General features: G+C 31.6%; 11 protein-coding genes and 1 tRNA gene. 8 read left to right on the forward strand and 4 right to left on the reverse strand.

The window, feature by feature from the left end; genetic code table 11:
• Positions 1-57: 57 nt before the first annotated feature.
• Entirely contained in the window at positions 58-717 is a 660-nt protein-coding gene (locus tag C5F50_RS00435; RefSeq protein ID WP_179371777.1) for an ATPase domain-containing protein, read from the forward strand.
• Positions 718-816: 99 nt separating this feature from the next.
• Entirely contained in the window at positions 817-3,558 is a 2,742-nt protein-coding gene (locus C5F50_RS00440) for a DEAD/DEAH box helicase (protein WP_179371778.1), read from the forward strand.
• Here C5F50_RS00440 and C5F50_RS00445 read toward each other — a convergent pair.
• The gene (locus tag C5F50_RS00445; RefSeq protein WP_246282082.1) at positions 3,555-4,931 is read right to left on the reverse strand and encodes a single-stranded DNA-binding protein; all 1,377 of its coding nucleotides are present in this window, start codon (positions 4,929-4,931) and stop codon (positions 3,555-3,557) included. The two genes, C5F50_RS00440 and C5F50_RS00445, sit on opposite strands and share 4 nt — an antisense overlap.
• Positions 4,932-5,174: 243 nt before the next feature.
• Between C5F50_RS00445 and C5F50_RS00450 the strand changes: the two genes are divergently transcribed.
• Entirely contained in the window at positions 5,175-6,113 is a 939-nt protein-coding gene (locus C5F50_RS00450) for an ABC transporter ATP-binding protein (protein ID WP_179371780.1), read from the forward strand.
• On the forward strand, positions 6,097-6,858 hold the full coding sequence (locus C5F50_RS00455) for an ABC transporter permease (protein ID WP_179371781.1): 762 nt from the start codon (positions 6,097-6,099) through the stop codon (positions 6,856-6,858). The genes C5F50_RS00450 and C5F50_RS00455 overlap by 17 nt, the downstream gene beginning before the upstream one ends.
• Positions 6,859-6,867: 9 nt before the next feature.
• Here the strand turns inward: C5F50_RS00455 and C5F50_RS13005 are convergent, their stop codons facing one another.
• The 3 genes from C5F50_RS13005 to C5F50_RS00470 form a co-directional block, all read right to left on the reverse strand.
• The gene (locus C5F50_RS13005; protein WP_179371782.1) at positions 6,868-8,742 is read right to left on the reverse strand and encodes a hypothetical protein; all 1,875 of its coding nucleotides are present in this window, start codon (positions 8,740-8,742) and stop codon (positions 6,868-6,870) included.
• 67 nt (positions 8,743-8,809) lie between these two features.
• Positions 8,810-8,882 (reverse strand) — tRNA-Gln (locus C5F50_RS00465).
• 67 nt (positions 8,883-8,949) lie between these two features.
• Positions 8,950-9,978 carry a DUF354 domain-containing protein gene (locus C5F50_RS00470; RefSeq protein ID WP_179371783.1) on the reverse strand — a complete coding sequence of 343 codons (1,029 nt, stop codon included), beginning with the start codon at positions 9,976-9,978 and terminating at the stop codon, positions 8,950-8,952.
• A gap of 64 nt (positions 9,979-10,042) precedes the next feature.
• On the opposite strand from C5F50_RS00470, the gene C5F50_RS00475 reads away from it, so the two are divergent.
• The 4 genes from C5F50_RS00475 to dnaJ are packed head-to-tail and all read left to right on the forward strand — an operon-like array spanning position 10,043 to position 14,950.
• Entirely contained in the window at positions 10,043-11,182 is a 1,140-nt protein-coding gene (locus C5F50_RS00475; RefSeq protein WP_179371784.1) for a hypothetical protein, read from the forward strand.
• A gap of 35 nt (positions 11,183-11,217) precedes the next feature.
• Positions 11,218-11,778, forward strand: a complete 561-nt coding sequence (locus C5F50_RS00480; protein ID WP_179371785.1) for a nucleotide exchange factor GrpE — start codon at positions 11,218-11,220, stop codon at positions 11,776-11,778.
• Between the two features lie 7 nt (positions 11,779-11,785).
• The gene (dnaK, locus tag C5F50_RS00485) at positions 11,786-13,816 is read left to right on the forward strand and encodes a molecular chaperone DnaK (RefSeq protein WP_179371786.1); all 2,031 of its coding nucleotides are present in this window, start codon (positions 11,786-11,788) and stop codon (positions 13,814-13,816) included.
• 48 nt (positions 13,817-13,864) lie between these two features.
• Positions 13,865-14,950, forward strand: coding sequence for a molecular chaperone DnaJ (gene dnaJ, locus C5F50_RS00490; RefSeq protein ID WP_179371787.1), 1,086 nt, complete (start codon positions 13,865-13,867; stop codon positions 14,948-14,950).
• Positions 14,951-14,953 lie beyond the last annotated feature (3 nt).

The raw sequence follows: 14,953 nt of genomic DNA on the forward strand, positions 1-14,953 counted from the left end.
CCTTTGTGAAAATTGAAATTCCTTAAATTTTTTCTTCTTTTTCTAATAATTATACAAATGATCTCTACTGGTTTACAAAAATTAGATGAATTCTTGTCTGGAGGAATTCCCAATGGCTTGATTATTGATATTTTTGGTGGAAATGGGACTGGAAAAACTCAACTTCTCTTACAATTATGTATAAATTCAATTAAAAATGGTGGAAATGTTTTGTATTTGGATACAACTGGTGGATTTAGACCTGAAAGAATTTTAGAAATTCAAAAACAATCTGGAATAGAATTTAATTTTCTTGAAAAAATTACTGTATATAGAATTAGAAATACTTCAGAACAAATCAAATCAATTAATAATTTTGAAAAAAATCATTTTTCTTTAATTGTAATTGATAATATTACTGATTTATTTTCTTATGAATACAAAAATGATGAATCTATATTTGAAAAAAATTCTTTATTTATGAAATATATGAATCAACTATCAAAATTTGCAATTACTAATAAAATTCCAATTGTAATTACTAATATGATTAGAATTCTTGAAGATAGAGAAGTAGAAAATATGAAAAGTGCAGTTGATCCTTTTACACATATCAAAGTCCATCTTTCTAAAAACTCATCAAAATTTCAAGGCCAAATCTATTGGGCACTTGATAAACAATCTTTTTCATACACAATCAATAAAATGGGTCTGTTTCATAATTCTGAAGATATTTAACGGTCAATCATAATGTTTTATCAATGGCAGGAATTTTTGATTCAATTCCAATAATTACTGTTGTACTATTTGCACTTGGATTGATAGGTGTTATTGTTTATGCGAGATCACAAAGAAACACAGCAGACGAATCAAATTCTTGAATCTTTATTTAAAAAATTTGGATTTTCTAAACTAACTGAAATTCAGAAACAAGCTTCACCATTGATTTTACAAAAAAAAGATTGTTTAGTCATTGCCCCAACCGGTTCAGGAAAAACAGAGTGTTCTGTAATTCCTATTTTTTCAATTTTGAAAAAATCTAAAAAACAAGGAAAAATCAAAGCTCTCTACATTACTCCCTTACGTGCATTAAATCGTGATGTATTTAGAAGAATCACAAAATACGCCCAAGAAAATGAATTATCTATTGAAATTCGACATGGAGATACAACACAAAAAGACAGGAAAAAAATCAATGAAAATCCACCAGATATTCTAATCACAACTCCTGAAACTCTTGTTATACTTTTGACACAAATCAAAATGCTTGATGCGTTATATGATTTAGAATGGATAATAATTGATGAAGTCCATGAATTACTTTCTAGTGAAAGAGGTGCTCAACTCTCATTAAGTATTGAAAGATTAGAATTTAATTCAAAATATCCTCTCACAAAAATAGGATTATCTGCTACAGTTGGAAATTTTGAAGAAGCAGGAAAATTTGTTGTTGGTACTAAAAGGAAATGTGAGATAATTAGGGATACATCAGTGAGAAAATATGATGTAGAAATAAAATATGTGGAAGGGACAATTTCTGATGTTGCCGAAAAAATTACTGAATATGTTTTAGAATTAAAATTAGATTCTCCTGTGCTTCTATTTACTAATACAAGAGGAGAAGCAGAATTTCTGGCCTCAATTTTAAAAGATAAATCTTCTATTCCTATTGAATTACATCATGGTTCACTTTCTAAAGAAGTCAGAGAAGAAACTGAATCAACTTTACGTGAAGGAAAGCGTGGTATTGTTGTATGTACCTCTTCGTTGGAATTAGGATTAGATATTGGTTCTATTGAATTAGTGATTCATTATGGTTCACCAAGACAAGTCTCAAAATTTGTACAAAGAATTGGAAGAAGTAGACACAATCGCGATGCATCAGCTCGTGGATTAATCATAACTAATAATTCTGATGATGAATTTGAAGCACAAGCTATACTTGATCGTATTCAAGAAGGTTCAATTGAAGAACAAAAAATTCATAATGGATCTCTGGATGTTTTGGCTCATCATTTGGTTGGATTTGCAATGCAAAGCGGTGAAATTTCAGTCGAACAAGCTTTTGATTTGGTTACAAAAGCGTATCCATTTAGGAATTTACAAGTCAAAGATCTTATAGATGTGTTAGATTTGCTAGATTCCAATTATCTGATATTTTTTGATCGAACAAAAATGACTTTTTGGAAGAAAGGGCGTTCATTCAAATATTATTTTGAGAATCTTTCTACAATTCCAGATATTTTAAAATTCAAAGTTTTTGATAGTGTAGGTAAAAAAATTATTGGGTCATTAGATCAAAGATTTGTTGGCGATTTTGGAGATTCTGGAAATATTTTTGTGTTAAAAGGTTCACAATGGAGAATTTTAAATATTGATGAAAAATCTTTCACTGTTAATGTTGAGCCATTTAGAGGAAGTGGAATAACTGTTCCATACTGGGAAGGTGAAAGTATTCCTATTGACTATAAAACTGCAAGAAAGGTAGGACAATTTCGTAGTAAAGTTAAGAATGGTTCACTTGTTTTAAAGAATAAACTAATTGAAAAATTAAATTTTGATGTAATACCTGACGAAAATAATGTAGTTATTGAATCAAATAGATCTCAAGGTTCTATTGTAATTCATTCATGTTTTGGAACTAGAATTAATTCCACTTTATCTGTATTACTTTCTTCATTTCTTTCTTCATTGTTGGGTTCAATAGTTGATTCACGTTCAGATGGTTATAGAATTGTTTTATCTTCTAGATCACGTATTTCAGAAAAACTTTTCATCGAAGTTCTAAAAGATGACTATGATCTGCATTCAATTATTAGTGCATCTTTAACAGGAACTCATAATGTCAATTGGCGAACATGGTGTGTTGCTAAAAAATTTGGAATAGTTGGACGTGGTGCAATTTATGAAAGAAAATCAGCTAGGTTTTTGTATGAACGATACTCCAAAACTGCACTTGTACGTGAAGCGCTTCGTGAATTATTTCATGACAAATATGATCTTAAAAATTCTGATAATATTTTAAAAAAAATCCGTGAAGATGAAATCCATATTAAATGGTTAGAAGTTGACCAATTTTCAAAATTAGCAGAACCTATTTTAGATCATACGACAAAATATTACTCGTCTCCTGCAAATCTTGACAAAGGAATTCTTGATCTTGTAAAAGCTCGACTTCAGAAAACAAAGCATCGTCTAATTTGTGCTAGATGTGGCAAATGGGAACGATTAGTTGAAACTCATGAAGTTAAAAATATCCTAATCTGTCCTTATTGTAAGGGAAGACAAATCACCGCAACTTACCATTCTGATTATGATCTTCCAAAAATTATCCGAAAGAAACATGAAGGAAAAAAACTATCATCTGATGAAAAACACAAGTTTGATCGTGCCTGGAAAGTCTCATCTTTGGTGGAAAATTTTGGGAAAATTGCTATTACTGTAATGTCTGGATATGGCGTTGGTGCTGATACTGCAGCAAGAATTTTACGAAATATGGTTGATGAGGAACATCTCTTCAAACAAATCTATGAGGCAGAAAGACAATATGTTGTAACAAGAGGTTTTTGGGATTCTTAATTTTTCTTAGTAATTTTAGAAAATGCAGTTAAAAACAATTCAATTCTACCTTCTAGTCCAGCCTTTGCGTTTAATCCCGTTATTGAAACAATTTCTCCTAATTCACATTTATCAATTAGTCTTGCTTGATTTCTCCATCCTTTAACCCAAATTTGACCTGTATCATCTTCTACAAACATTTCTGAAAGTGATATTGATTCTCCCGATTTTGTTTGAACTTCACGTCTTTCAGGAACTTTTAAGATAATTGCTTCAATACAATAATTTTCATCTATTTTGATATCATTTATTTTTGTTCTAATCTGAGATAATGATGGAATTGATTCATCATTGTCTAATTTTCTTACAAATGAATTATCATCAAGTGTAATTGAATTTCCGTATACTTTTGATGGCATACACTCTATTACATCGCCTTCTTCACAGATACTAGTTGAATTTGAAAAATCACTAATATTGTACAAGTTTCTCTTATTGTCAACTGCTAAAATCATACTCTTCCCATTCTCTGTCGGTGATATAGAAAGAATTCTCGCAATTACTGGCTCTGCTTCTTTTCCTCCTTCAATTTCAATAATTGTTGCATCATTTCCATGAATTTCTAATCCTTGATTTCCTGATTTAACTTTGACCCCTAGCAATCTTACTTTTGCAGCTTGTGAGATCATGTTGGGAATAGATGATTCATCTTTTCCCCAAAGAACTACTCTAATCGCATTTCCATCTTTTCCTTTTAGTCTCATTCTAAGCGCTTTTCCAGGCTGGCCTCGAGAATTTGTAAATTCCATTCCGCTGATTATCCCATCAATCATGCCTGAAATTACAAGATCTTTTTGTCCTTCTTGTAATTCGCTAATATCTTTTGTAATGGTATCGATAGTTGGAATTTCACTTTCACTATCTACAGTTTCAATATTTGAACCAGAACCAATGTTTATTGTTGGTGAGCCATCAAGATCCGATTTAACATAAGCTTTAATGATTTTAATTAAATCTCCTGGTTTCAGATTTTCTAGACCTGGTAAATTTGCTTTTTCATCCCATAATTTTACACTGGCAGTGGAATTTTCATCGTATACTGTCATTGTTCTAAGATAAAATGGTGAACCGTCTTTTCTTGAAAATTGTTTTGCTGGTGAAAGATTCAAAACTCTTGTTTCTAATGAAATTTCTTTTGCTCCTGCGTACAGATCCTTTAAACCCATTTCTACTTTTAGTGGCTCAGATAAAGTAACCCCGTAATCAGATGCAATCAAAAATAACGCTCCTTGATCTGTCAAATATCCTGCACCAATTTTTTCTTTTTTAAGCTTAATTTGCTCTTCTACATCTTCTTTTGACAGTTCAGGTTTTTGCTCAAGCAATTTACTCATTAAATTTTCTAATTCTGACAATTCATTTTTTGTAAACTTGATGTATTAATAAAAATTTCATTAGGTTCTAAATTTTTTACTTTAGAAAAATGATCGCTTTTAACATCTTTTTCTAATATTGAAATTTTAAAAAACTTGCTTTTACCATGTTTCTTCATGATTTATCTTAAATAATTCAATTTTTATAGCAATCATCTTAATTTGTCTCATTAACTAAATTAATAAGAAGATCGCAGTTTTGTTATGTCCTGCATTGATGTTAAACATCTGTCTAAATCATATGGTTCAATTCGTGCTGTAAATGATCTTGTATTATCAGTAAAATCAGGACAGGTCTTTGGATTTTTGGGTCCTAATGGGGCAGGAAAATCCACTACAATCAAACTTCTTACAACTCTAATTCCTCCTTCAAGTGGAACTCTTTCAATTTTAGGCGTTGATGCTGTAGCAAATCCTCTTAAAGTTCGTCATAAAATAGGCGTTGTTTTACAACAACCAAGTTATGAGCCTACTTTGTCAGTTGAAAAATCTCTTGATAAATATGGGCTGATGTGGAATGTTCCAAAAACTGAGCGGAAAAAAAGAATGGAGCAACTTTTGATAGATTTTGATCTTGTAGAAATTCGAAAGAAAAGAAATGAAGATCTTTCAATCGGACAACGAAGAAGAGTCCAGGTAGCTCGTGAATTTATGCATGATATGGAATTGTTATTTTTAGATGAGCCAACTGTTGGTTTAGATCCAAGTGCTAGAAGAAAACTGTTAGATTATTTAAAAAATAAAGTAAAAACAGGATTAACAATTTTTTACACAACTCACATTCTTACTGAAGCTGAATATCTCTGTGATGAAATAGCTATAATCGACAGGGGTAAAATTCTCACGGTTGATTCCCCTGATTCTCTAAAGAACAAATTTGGAAAAGAAAAAACTATAAAAATTCATTTATTAGAAAAACAAACTAGAATCTCATCTCTTCTTTCTGGAATTTCGGATTTTCAAATTGATTATGAGAATGGAACTAATATCATAATTCATTCAGAACAATCTGAATTAGTACTGTTAAAAGTATTGAAAATACTTAATGATAATGCAATTGAAATTGAAGATCTTTCAGCTGTACCTACAAATCTTGAAGAAATATTTTTAAAAATGATGAGAGACAATGCATCCAATACTTAGACTTGTAAATAGAAATCTTACGATTTCTCTCAATCCTGGATTTTTAATTTGGCAGGTTATTTTTCCTTTGATCTACATTTTTGTTGCAGGATTTGCATATGCTCCATTAATTAACCAAGTTCCATTTGGTGCAAAAGATCTTGATTATCCCGCATTTTTAGCATCAGGTATGATTGGATTTAACATCATGAATAGTACTCTTGTTTCTGGTATCATTATCTGGAATGATAGAAGGCATGGAATGTTTGAACAAATTATGTCTGGGCCATTTACTAGAAGTCATTACATCCTTAGTAATATCTGCACTATAGGAATTGTTGGGTTAGTAAGTGCAACTTTGATAGCCCTAGTTGGTTATCCCGTATTTTTTGAATCTGTAGAATTTTCATTAATCACTATTCCAATAATTGTTTTTGGTGCTATTACCGGCTCTGTATTATTTGGTTCATTAGCATCAATAATTTCTACTAGATTACGCTCAAGTGAGGGATTTAATGTAGTAATTAACACTGTTTTTCTGTTTTTTGCTTTTGTTAGTACTGCATTTTATCCAGCTGCAGGTGCACCTGAACCCCTGAGATCTGCATTTTATCTTAATCCACTTACTTATCTTGTAGATGTAATTAGAGCAGGAATTTTTGGAAGTGTCACTGAATTTGTGGTTATTGAAATGATAGTGCTTGTTGGTATTGCATCAATACTATTTGTTGTTGCTTCAAAACTTCTTACAAAATTAGATTTCTAGAAAATATAATTAATTTTTAGACTTTTCATATAATTCATTAACTTTTTTGATAATATCTAAATTTTCATAATCAACTAAACTCAAATTCGGTATTACACAATTGTGAATTAGTCTTCCTCCTGTTGAAACAAAAAGATGATTTTCTGTATCTATTGAATATACATCCTGATCTTTTTCCTCATGGACAGTTTTAGTTGTTTTGATCATGTAAAGATTTTCATTTATCATATGCCATAGATTTTTGTTATGTTGTCTATGTATCTGAGATTTTGTAAAGCCAGATATTGAAGCAAGCTTGTTGTATTGAACTTCCTTCTTTGATACTAATGTGTACAACATTTTGCCACTGATAGTTCGTCCTTCTATAACGCTTGGTGAATGAGTTCCACTAGTCAATGTCATTACATAACCCATAGACAATAGCAACAAATCCAATCCAGCTACTAGAATCTTAGATACAGTTCCAGCCTGTACCAAACCTAATGAAGGCATAAATGAACCATCTCCTCTAAAATATCCACTTACAAATTGTTCTTTCATCTCTCTTGATACAAAAAAGATAAACTCTGGAAGACATTTGGAATTAGACTCTCTACCACATCCTAATGTATCAGCTACAAACAGTGAAAATGGAGTTGACTTTACTCCAACATGTGTTACGTTTTTTTGTGTGGTTATGTAATAGTTTAATTCTAGATGTTCTAAAATTTTACACACATCAGAGATGTATTTTATCTCATTTTTGTTAAACGAAAATCTTGTGGAATATCCTTTACCATAGTTACTTACAGAGCCTTCGGATACATAATAGCCAAGCAATCTGCAAAATTCGGGAGTAATTGAGATTGATTCTGGCATATTATGCCTAAATCTCCAATTGGTTGATTCAAAATTAAAAGACTGCTTAGTATCCATATTTGGAAGATCTGCAACAAAGGGAATGTTATCATCTACCTTGATGTCTTTTGCGAGTTTTTCAGATAGAGAATCAGATACAATCATGACATGTTCATCAGTAGTTGTAATGGAGCGATTTGTTCTTGTAGTGAGTGATATCATTTTTCCTGAGAACTGTCTTTTCCATTTTGTTATGACCTTGTCAAAGATTGATTTTTTCTTAATTGGATCATATGAAAGCACATCGTTTTGATAACCCTTTTCCACATATTCGCTAATTGTGATCGGCCTCATTCCAATTTGAGTTTTAATGAAGAGAATTTCATTACCATCAAGACAATGCCCTCCAATAACTCCTGGATACATTTTTGGTCTGTTGTCTAAATTTTTATGTATTTCATCTGCAAATTTCCACATCTCATCAAAATCAACACCTTCCTTATCACAAATCATTTTTGTTATTTGAGCATAATTGATTAGCCATCCATAATATGTTGTATCAACTAATATTTTTGCAAGTTCTGCAGTTTTAGTTGTAGACATCCAATCTATTTTTTTAAATCTTTTTTCTAAATCGGATTTTATTTCTGGATCTATTTGTTTGTCATCAGATGAAATAAATTTTGTATATTTTTTGATATCTTCTAAAAATCTTCTATGTACACCACGAACTGGTGAAAACAAAACTGGTACTGTTGATCTTTTTTGAATTTTTTCTGTTGTCCCAGGTTTTACTGTGGAATGAATCAAAACTCCCTTCAAACCTTTAAAATCTCGAATCCAATTTATTGTGATATCATCAAATTCTTTTAGTTCTCCTGGAAGGCAAACATGAAGATATTCTGGATTTTCAATTACCATATTTTTGGAATAATTTTTACATTTTGATTCATTAAGATCAATTCCTACACAATCAAAATTTCTTTCAACAAGTAAATTAAACAAGGTTTCTCCAACTTCCCCCATACCTAATACGATATCTGTCATTATACCTAATTTCTGAAAAACTACCTATATTATATTCATGTTACAAATTCTTCTTTTTAAAATAAGGTAGCCCGGCCCAGACTCGAACTGGGGTCAAAGGCTTCAAAGGCCTCTATGCTTGACCGCTACACTACCGGGCTGCTAAATCGAGCACTCTCATTCCCTTAATGAACTTTTTAACTGGTTCTGATTCAAAATAATCTGAAACTATTCGTTAATAATTTTCATTAGTTTTTGTATAGGATTTTCCATTTTTCCAACAATCTTTTTTGCTCTTTTTTGATTTAGATTATTTGATGAATTAAAAACTTTCTTGATATGATTAGAAATTTTCTTTGGATTTGTTTCTCTTTTCACTAAATGTTTTCTTACCAAGAAATCATCAATAATATTTGGAACACCATGATATGATATAGTTGGAATTCCCATTAATGCTGATTCAGCCGTCATGGTACCTCCAGATCCTATAAAAATATCTGTATTGTTTAACAAATGTTTTCCATCATATGTCATTTTTAAAATTTTAGCTTTATTACCAATTATTTTTTCAATATTTTGAACTTGTTTTGTATATCTTCCTAAAATAATTATATTTTCTTGATAGTGTTCAATTATAATTTTTTTGATGATTGGAATTATTTTAGATGATTTTGGTACATATGATGCTTGTTCTTCTTCTATTCTAATCAAAATATTTTTTTTATTATTTTTCTCAAATGGTAATTTTGCTTCTTGATTAATTTTTCTGTTTAAAGTAACAAATGCATCTATGGCTTTGTATGATATAATGTTCTTTTTTTCAATTCCATATTTAGAAAATTCATTTTTTGGGATTACATTAGGAATCAATAATTTTTGAATTAATGGCAATGTTAATCGCATAACTGCATCAGCATGTGGTGAATCGCAAAATGCTACATGTTTTATTCCTAAACCAAACGAAATTCTTGCTGCTTCAGGGGAACAATAACTAATTGCTATATCTGGTGAAAATCTCTCAATTTGTTTTGAAAGTTTCTCCATTCTGCTAATACTGGCTTTAAGCTTAGTTTTCTTATCCCCACCACCATGTTTTCCAACAAAAACAAGGTCAAAATTACGCATTTTTGCCAATTTTGAAACTTCATTGTACTCTCTTGAAGTACACAAAATATCATGCTTTTTTCCTAATTTTTCAATTATTTGTTCAGAAAACAATAATTGTTTTGGAGTAAGAATATCTATCCATATTTTCAAGTAATTTCCATAATTCTAGTTAGTTCAATAAGTTTTTCTTAGTCTATTACTAGCTGTAAGTGTGATGGGGGGAGCAAAAGTTGTTGTTTATGGTCTTAGTACAGAGGGATATGCTATTGCATCACAAATGGCAATTAAAGGTGCAGATGTTTACATAATAGACGAATCCACACCATCAGCAATTTCCCTAAAAGCAGAAATAGCTAAAACTTATCCTAACGTATCTTCACTAAAAGAAGATGAGCCTCTTTTGGCTATGGAACCAATTGATGTAGCCATTTCTAAAGCTCAATATCTTTTCTTTACACCAAGAATTAGAAAAACAGGACAAGATATCAAAACTGAAATCCATTCCAAATTCAAGGATGCAGTCACTTCATTAAAGAAAAACAGCTCTGTTGTTTTTACACTTCCAACAGGCTTTGGTGGAAATAATGAAAATATTTCATTACTTGAACATGTGACAGGTCTTGAAGCTGGGAAACATATTTCATATTTTTATTATCCATTAGAAGATCTAAACCAACAACCAAAAATTATCGGTTCTTTTAATGGAAAGAAAGATCCTGTACTACATGATTTACTTACTATGGGCAAAAAAGAGAAAAAGTTTGTTGCTATTTCATCATCAGAACATTTTCATGCCATTAATGTCCTTTCTAGATTTTCTAGCTTGTGTAGTGTTTTAGAAGTTTGTAAATATGCCCAAGATGATGTAACAAAAAATGATCTTTCTTCAGATGATTTTCAGGAGATATTTCTAGATAATATGGTCAGTGGCCTATTTGATCTAAAATCTTTGGGTTCCTCGTTTGAAGGTGCAAATTCCCTCATGTATCTAATTAATGGAAGTGTAAAAGGAATTGATGGCTATATCAAACGATTAATTGATGAAATTCGGGCAACTTTAAAGAAAAATGATCTCAAAGCAAGCAGAACAAAAATTGCATTGTCTTGGACTCTTGATCAACATGCAATGCGCGGAGATAAAATTGAAATGCTTCAAAATTTGACTTCTAGACTACGTGATTATATTGGTGATGTTGAAGCTTATGAAGATCCAAATTTTGATTTATTTCATAGTGATAAAACCACAATTGTTGTAGCATGTTCTAAAAACGATTTTGATATTATTGAAAAAACCAAACAAAGTTCTGAATTAATCATCGTCAAAGCTAATCCTTTATGCGAAACAATTCAATAATAGTATAAATTAGCTAAAAGATTATTTCGTTTGAATTGTCAAGTGAAAATAATTCTGATGAAATACCAATTAACATAGTATCTGAAAAACAAACAGATTTTGAAGATTTACCAGAAGAATCAACTTACTCAATAACTGTTGAAGAACTAACAAAATTATTAGATAAAGAAAAAGATAAAGTGTCTGAATATGAAGCAAAATTAAAACACATATTGGCAGACTTTCAAAATCAAAATAAAAAAACACAATCAGATATAGAAAAAGGTGTTAATACAAAAATAGATGAATTCATGTTAGATTTTCTAAAAATATATGATGATTTTATTCGTGCAAAAGAAGTGTTGTCTGATAATAAAATAAATTCTGACGGATTAGAATCTATTTTAAAAAACATGGATTCACTATTAAAAAAATATCACGTATTTCCAATCGAAGCTCTGGGAGAGATCTTTAATCCAAACTTTCATGAAGCCATTTCTATTATTACTGATCCTGATTTAGATGATAACACAATTACAAAAGAGATCAGGAAAGGATATATTTCTCATGAGAGGGTTATAAGGCCTACACTAGTAGAAATTTCAAAAAAAGGATGATAAAAAAATGGCTAAAATAATTGGAATCGATTTAGGAACAAGTAACTCTGCTGCTGCAGTAGTAATGGGCGGAAAACCAACCATTATTCCAGCTGCTGAAGGTTCCACTGTTGGAGGTAAAGCATTTCCATCAGTTGTGGCATTTTCTAAAGATGGTGAACTCTTAGTTGGTGAACCTGCAAGAAGGCAAGCAGTAACAAATCCTGATAGTACTATTGTTGCTGCCAAAAGGAAAATGGGAACAGATCATACTTTTAAAATTTTAGACAAAGAATACAAACCTCAACAAATTTCATCGTTTATTCTCCAAAAAATCAAAAAAGATGCTGAGGCATTTATTGGTGAACCAGTGGAGAAAGCAGTTATCACAGTCCCTGCATACTTTGATGATAATCAACGTCAAGCAACTAAAGATGCTGGAACAATCGCTGGACTTGATGTAGTCAGAATTATCAATGAGCCGACTGCGGCATCTCTGGCATTTGGATTAGATAAAGCAAAAGAAGACATGAAAATTCTCGTCTTTGATTTTGGTGGCGGTACATTAGATGTCACAATTATGGAAATGGGCGGAGGTGTCTTTGAAGTAATGAGTACATCAGGGGATACTCAGTTAGGTGGAACAGATATGGATAAAGTTCTGATTGATTATATTGTTGATGAATTCAAAAAGAAAGAAGGTGTTGATCTTTCACAAGATACAACTGCAATGACGAGAATAAGGGAAGCTTCTGAAAAAGCAAAAATTGAGTTATCAACTGTTATGGAAACCGATATTAATTTACCATTTATTGCGCATGATCCTTCAGCAGGTGCAAAAAATCTTGAATTAAGATTAACTAGAGCTAAATTAGATGAGTTAATTGGACCAATCGTTGAACGATGTAGATCCTCCATATTGAAAGCACTTGAAGATGCAAAACTTTCCAACTCTGATATAAATAAAATTGTCATGGTGGGTGGACCAACAAGAATTCCATTAGTTAAAAAATTTGTAAGTGAAATTATCGGTAAAGAAACTGAATCAGGTGTTGATCCAATGGAAGCTGTAGCAATGGGAGCAGCAATTCAGGCAGGAATTATTGCCGGAGATGTTACTAGTGATATAGTCTTACTTGATGTTACTCCGCTAACCTTAGGAATTGAAACTTTGGGTGGTGTAAGAGAACCATTAATTGAAAGAAATACAACAATCCCAACTTCTAAGAGTAAAGTTTTCACTACTGCAGCTGATAATCAAACTGCTGTAACAATTCATGTTGTTCAAGGTGAACGTCCAATGGCAACTGACAATGTTTCATTAGGAAGCTTTAATCTAACTGATTTACCTCCTGCTCCAAGAGGAATTCCTCAAATTGAAGTAAAATTTGATATTGACGCAAATGGAATTATCAATGTAACTGCAAAGGATCTTGGAACACAGAAAGAAGCAAAAATTACCATTGAATCTACATCAAAGTTATCTAAAGAAGAAATTGAAAAATTAAAAGAAGATGCAGAAAAATTCTCTGATGAAGATAAAAAGAAAAAAGAAAAAATTGATCTTAAAAATGAGGCAGAAAGTTACATTTACACTACAGAAAAATTGGTTAATCATGATCTAAAGGATAAAATCTCTCAAGAACAGGGAATTAAAATTACTGATGCTGTAAAGGAAGTCAAAGAAGTTTTAGATCGAGAACCAAATGAATTAAAGCCTAAACTTGAAGCATTACAATCTTTAGTTAATGAAGTAACTACAGAACTTTACAAAAATGCTTCACCTCCTCCAGGTGCTGAAGGACAACAAAGTGCAGGTGCTGAAGGACAACAAAGTGCAGGTGCTGAAGGACAACAAAGTGCAGGTGCTGAAGGACAACAAAGTGCAGGTGCTGAAGGACAACAAAGTGCAGGTGCTGAAGGACAACAAAGTGCAGGTGCTGAAGGACAACAAAGTGCAGGTGCTGAAGGACAACAAAGTGCAGGTGCTGAAGGACAACAAAGTACTGAAAATCAAACAAATGAATCATCTACAACTGATGAAACAAAAACTAACTAATTTTCAAATTCAATCATTTATACGGTAATAATTGTAAAGGTATGATTCATGACAGCAAAACGTGATTATTACGAGGTTTTAGGAGTTTCTAAAACATCTTCTACAGATGAAATAAAAAAGCAATACAGAAAACTAGCTCTAAAATTCCATCCTGACCGTAACAAATCTTCTGATGCTGGAGAGCATTTCAAAGAAATTTCTGAAGCATATGCTGTCCTTTCTGACCCCGAAAAGAAACAACTCTATGATCAACATGGTCATGCAGGTGTAGATGGAAGATATTCAAGTGAAGATATTTTTCAAGGTGCTCGTGGAGATTTTAGTGATATATTTGGTCGTAGTGGGGGCGGATTTGATTCAATTTTTGAATCAATCTTTGGTCGCGGTGGCGGAGGATTTAGTTTTAGCCAACAAAGAGGTTCTGACATTCTCTATGAAACTTCAGTAACATTAGAAGACGTTCTTCATGGAAAAAAAATGGAAATTGATTTAGAAAAGCAAATTAGATGTGATAATTGTAATGGAACTGGATGTAAACCTGGAACTAACAAGAAAACATGTTCAACATGTAATGGTCAAGGACAAGTAAGGCAAACTCGCAATATGGGGTTTGCTTCTTTTGTAACTGCCGCGCCATGTTCAACATGTAATGGTCAAGGTTCTATTATTGAAACCCCATGCAATGAATGTAGAGGCCAAGGAAAGAAAAAAGGCAACAAAAAAATTACTTTTGAAATTCCACCTGGAATTGATTCAGGAGATTATACAGTTCCAGACGAAGGAAATGAGGTTCCAGGAGGCTCTAATGGTGATTTGATAGTACGAGTTAGAGTTCAACCTCATTTAAAATTCAAAAGAGATGGAAAAGATATTTTTTATGATCAGGATGTCTCAATGATTGATGCTGCATTAGGATGTGAGATTGTTGTTCCAACTTTAGATGGAACAGAAAAAATTAAAGTTGATTCTGGTAGTCAACCAAATACTATAATCAAACTTAAGGGAAAAGGAGTTACACACATCAATTCTAGAGGTAAGGGAGATCAGTATGTTCGAATTGTAGTGAATATTCCAAAAAAACTCAGTAAGCATCAAAAAAAGCTTCTAGAGGAATTTCAAAAAGATAGTGACTAGATA

Source organism: Nitrosopumilus ureiphilus (genome assembly GCF_013407185.1).
GTDB lineage: Archaea > Thermoproteota > Nitrososphaeria > Nitrososphaerales > Nitrosopumilaceae > Nitrosopumilus > Nitrosopumilus ureiphilus.

Excerpts from the sequence above, each read along its gene's own strand:
- dnaK (WP_179371786.1), top strand. The coding sequence starts at position 11,786 with ATGGCTAAAATAATTGGAATCGATTTAGGAACAAGTAACTCTGCTGCT.
- C5F50_RS00435 (WP_179371777.1), top strand. The coding sequence starts at position 58 with ATGATCTCTACTGGTTTACAAAAATTAGATGAATTCTTGTCTGGAGGA.
- C5F50_RS00450 (WP_179371780.1), top strand. The coding sequence starts at position 5,175 with ATGTCCTGCATTGATGTTAAACATCTGTCTAAATCATATGGTTCAATT.
- C5F50_RS00440 (WP_179371778.1), top strand. The coding sequence starts at position 817 with ATGCGAGATCACAAAGAAACACAGCAGACGAATCAAATTCTTGAATCT.
- C5F50_RS00475 (WP_179371784.1), top strand. The coding sequence starts at position 10,043 with ATGGGGGGAGCAAAAGTTGTTGTTTATGGTCTTAGTACAGAGGGATAT.
- C5F50_RS00455 (WP_179371781.1), top strand. The coding sequence starts at position 6,097 with ATGCATCCAATACTTAGACTTGTAAATAGAAATCTTACGATTTCTCTC.
- dnaJ (WP_179371787.1), top strand. The coding sequence starts at position 13,865 with ATGACAGCAAAACGTGATTATTACGAGGTTTTAGGAGTTTCTAAAACA.
- C5F50_RS13005 (WP_179371782.1), bottom strand. The coding sequence starts at position 8,742 with ATGACAGATATCGTATTAGGTATGGGGGAAGTTGGAGAAACCTTGTTT.
- C5F50_RS00445 (WP_246282082.1), bottom strand. The coding sequence starts at position 4,931 with ATGAGTAAATTGCTTGAGCAAAAACCTGAACTGTCAAAAGAAGATGTA.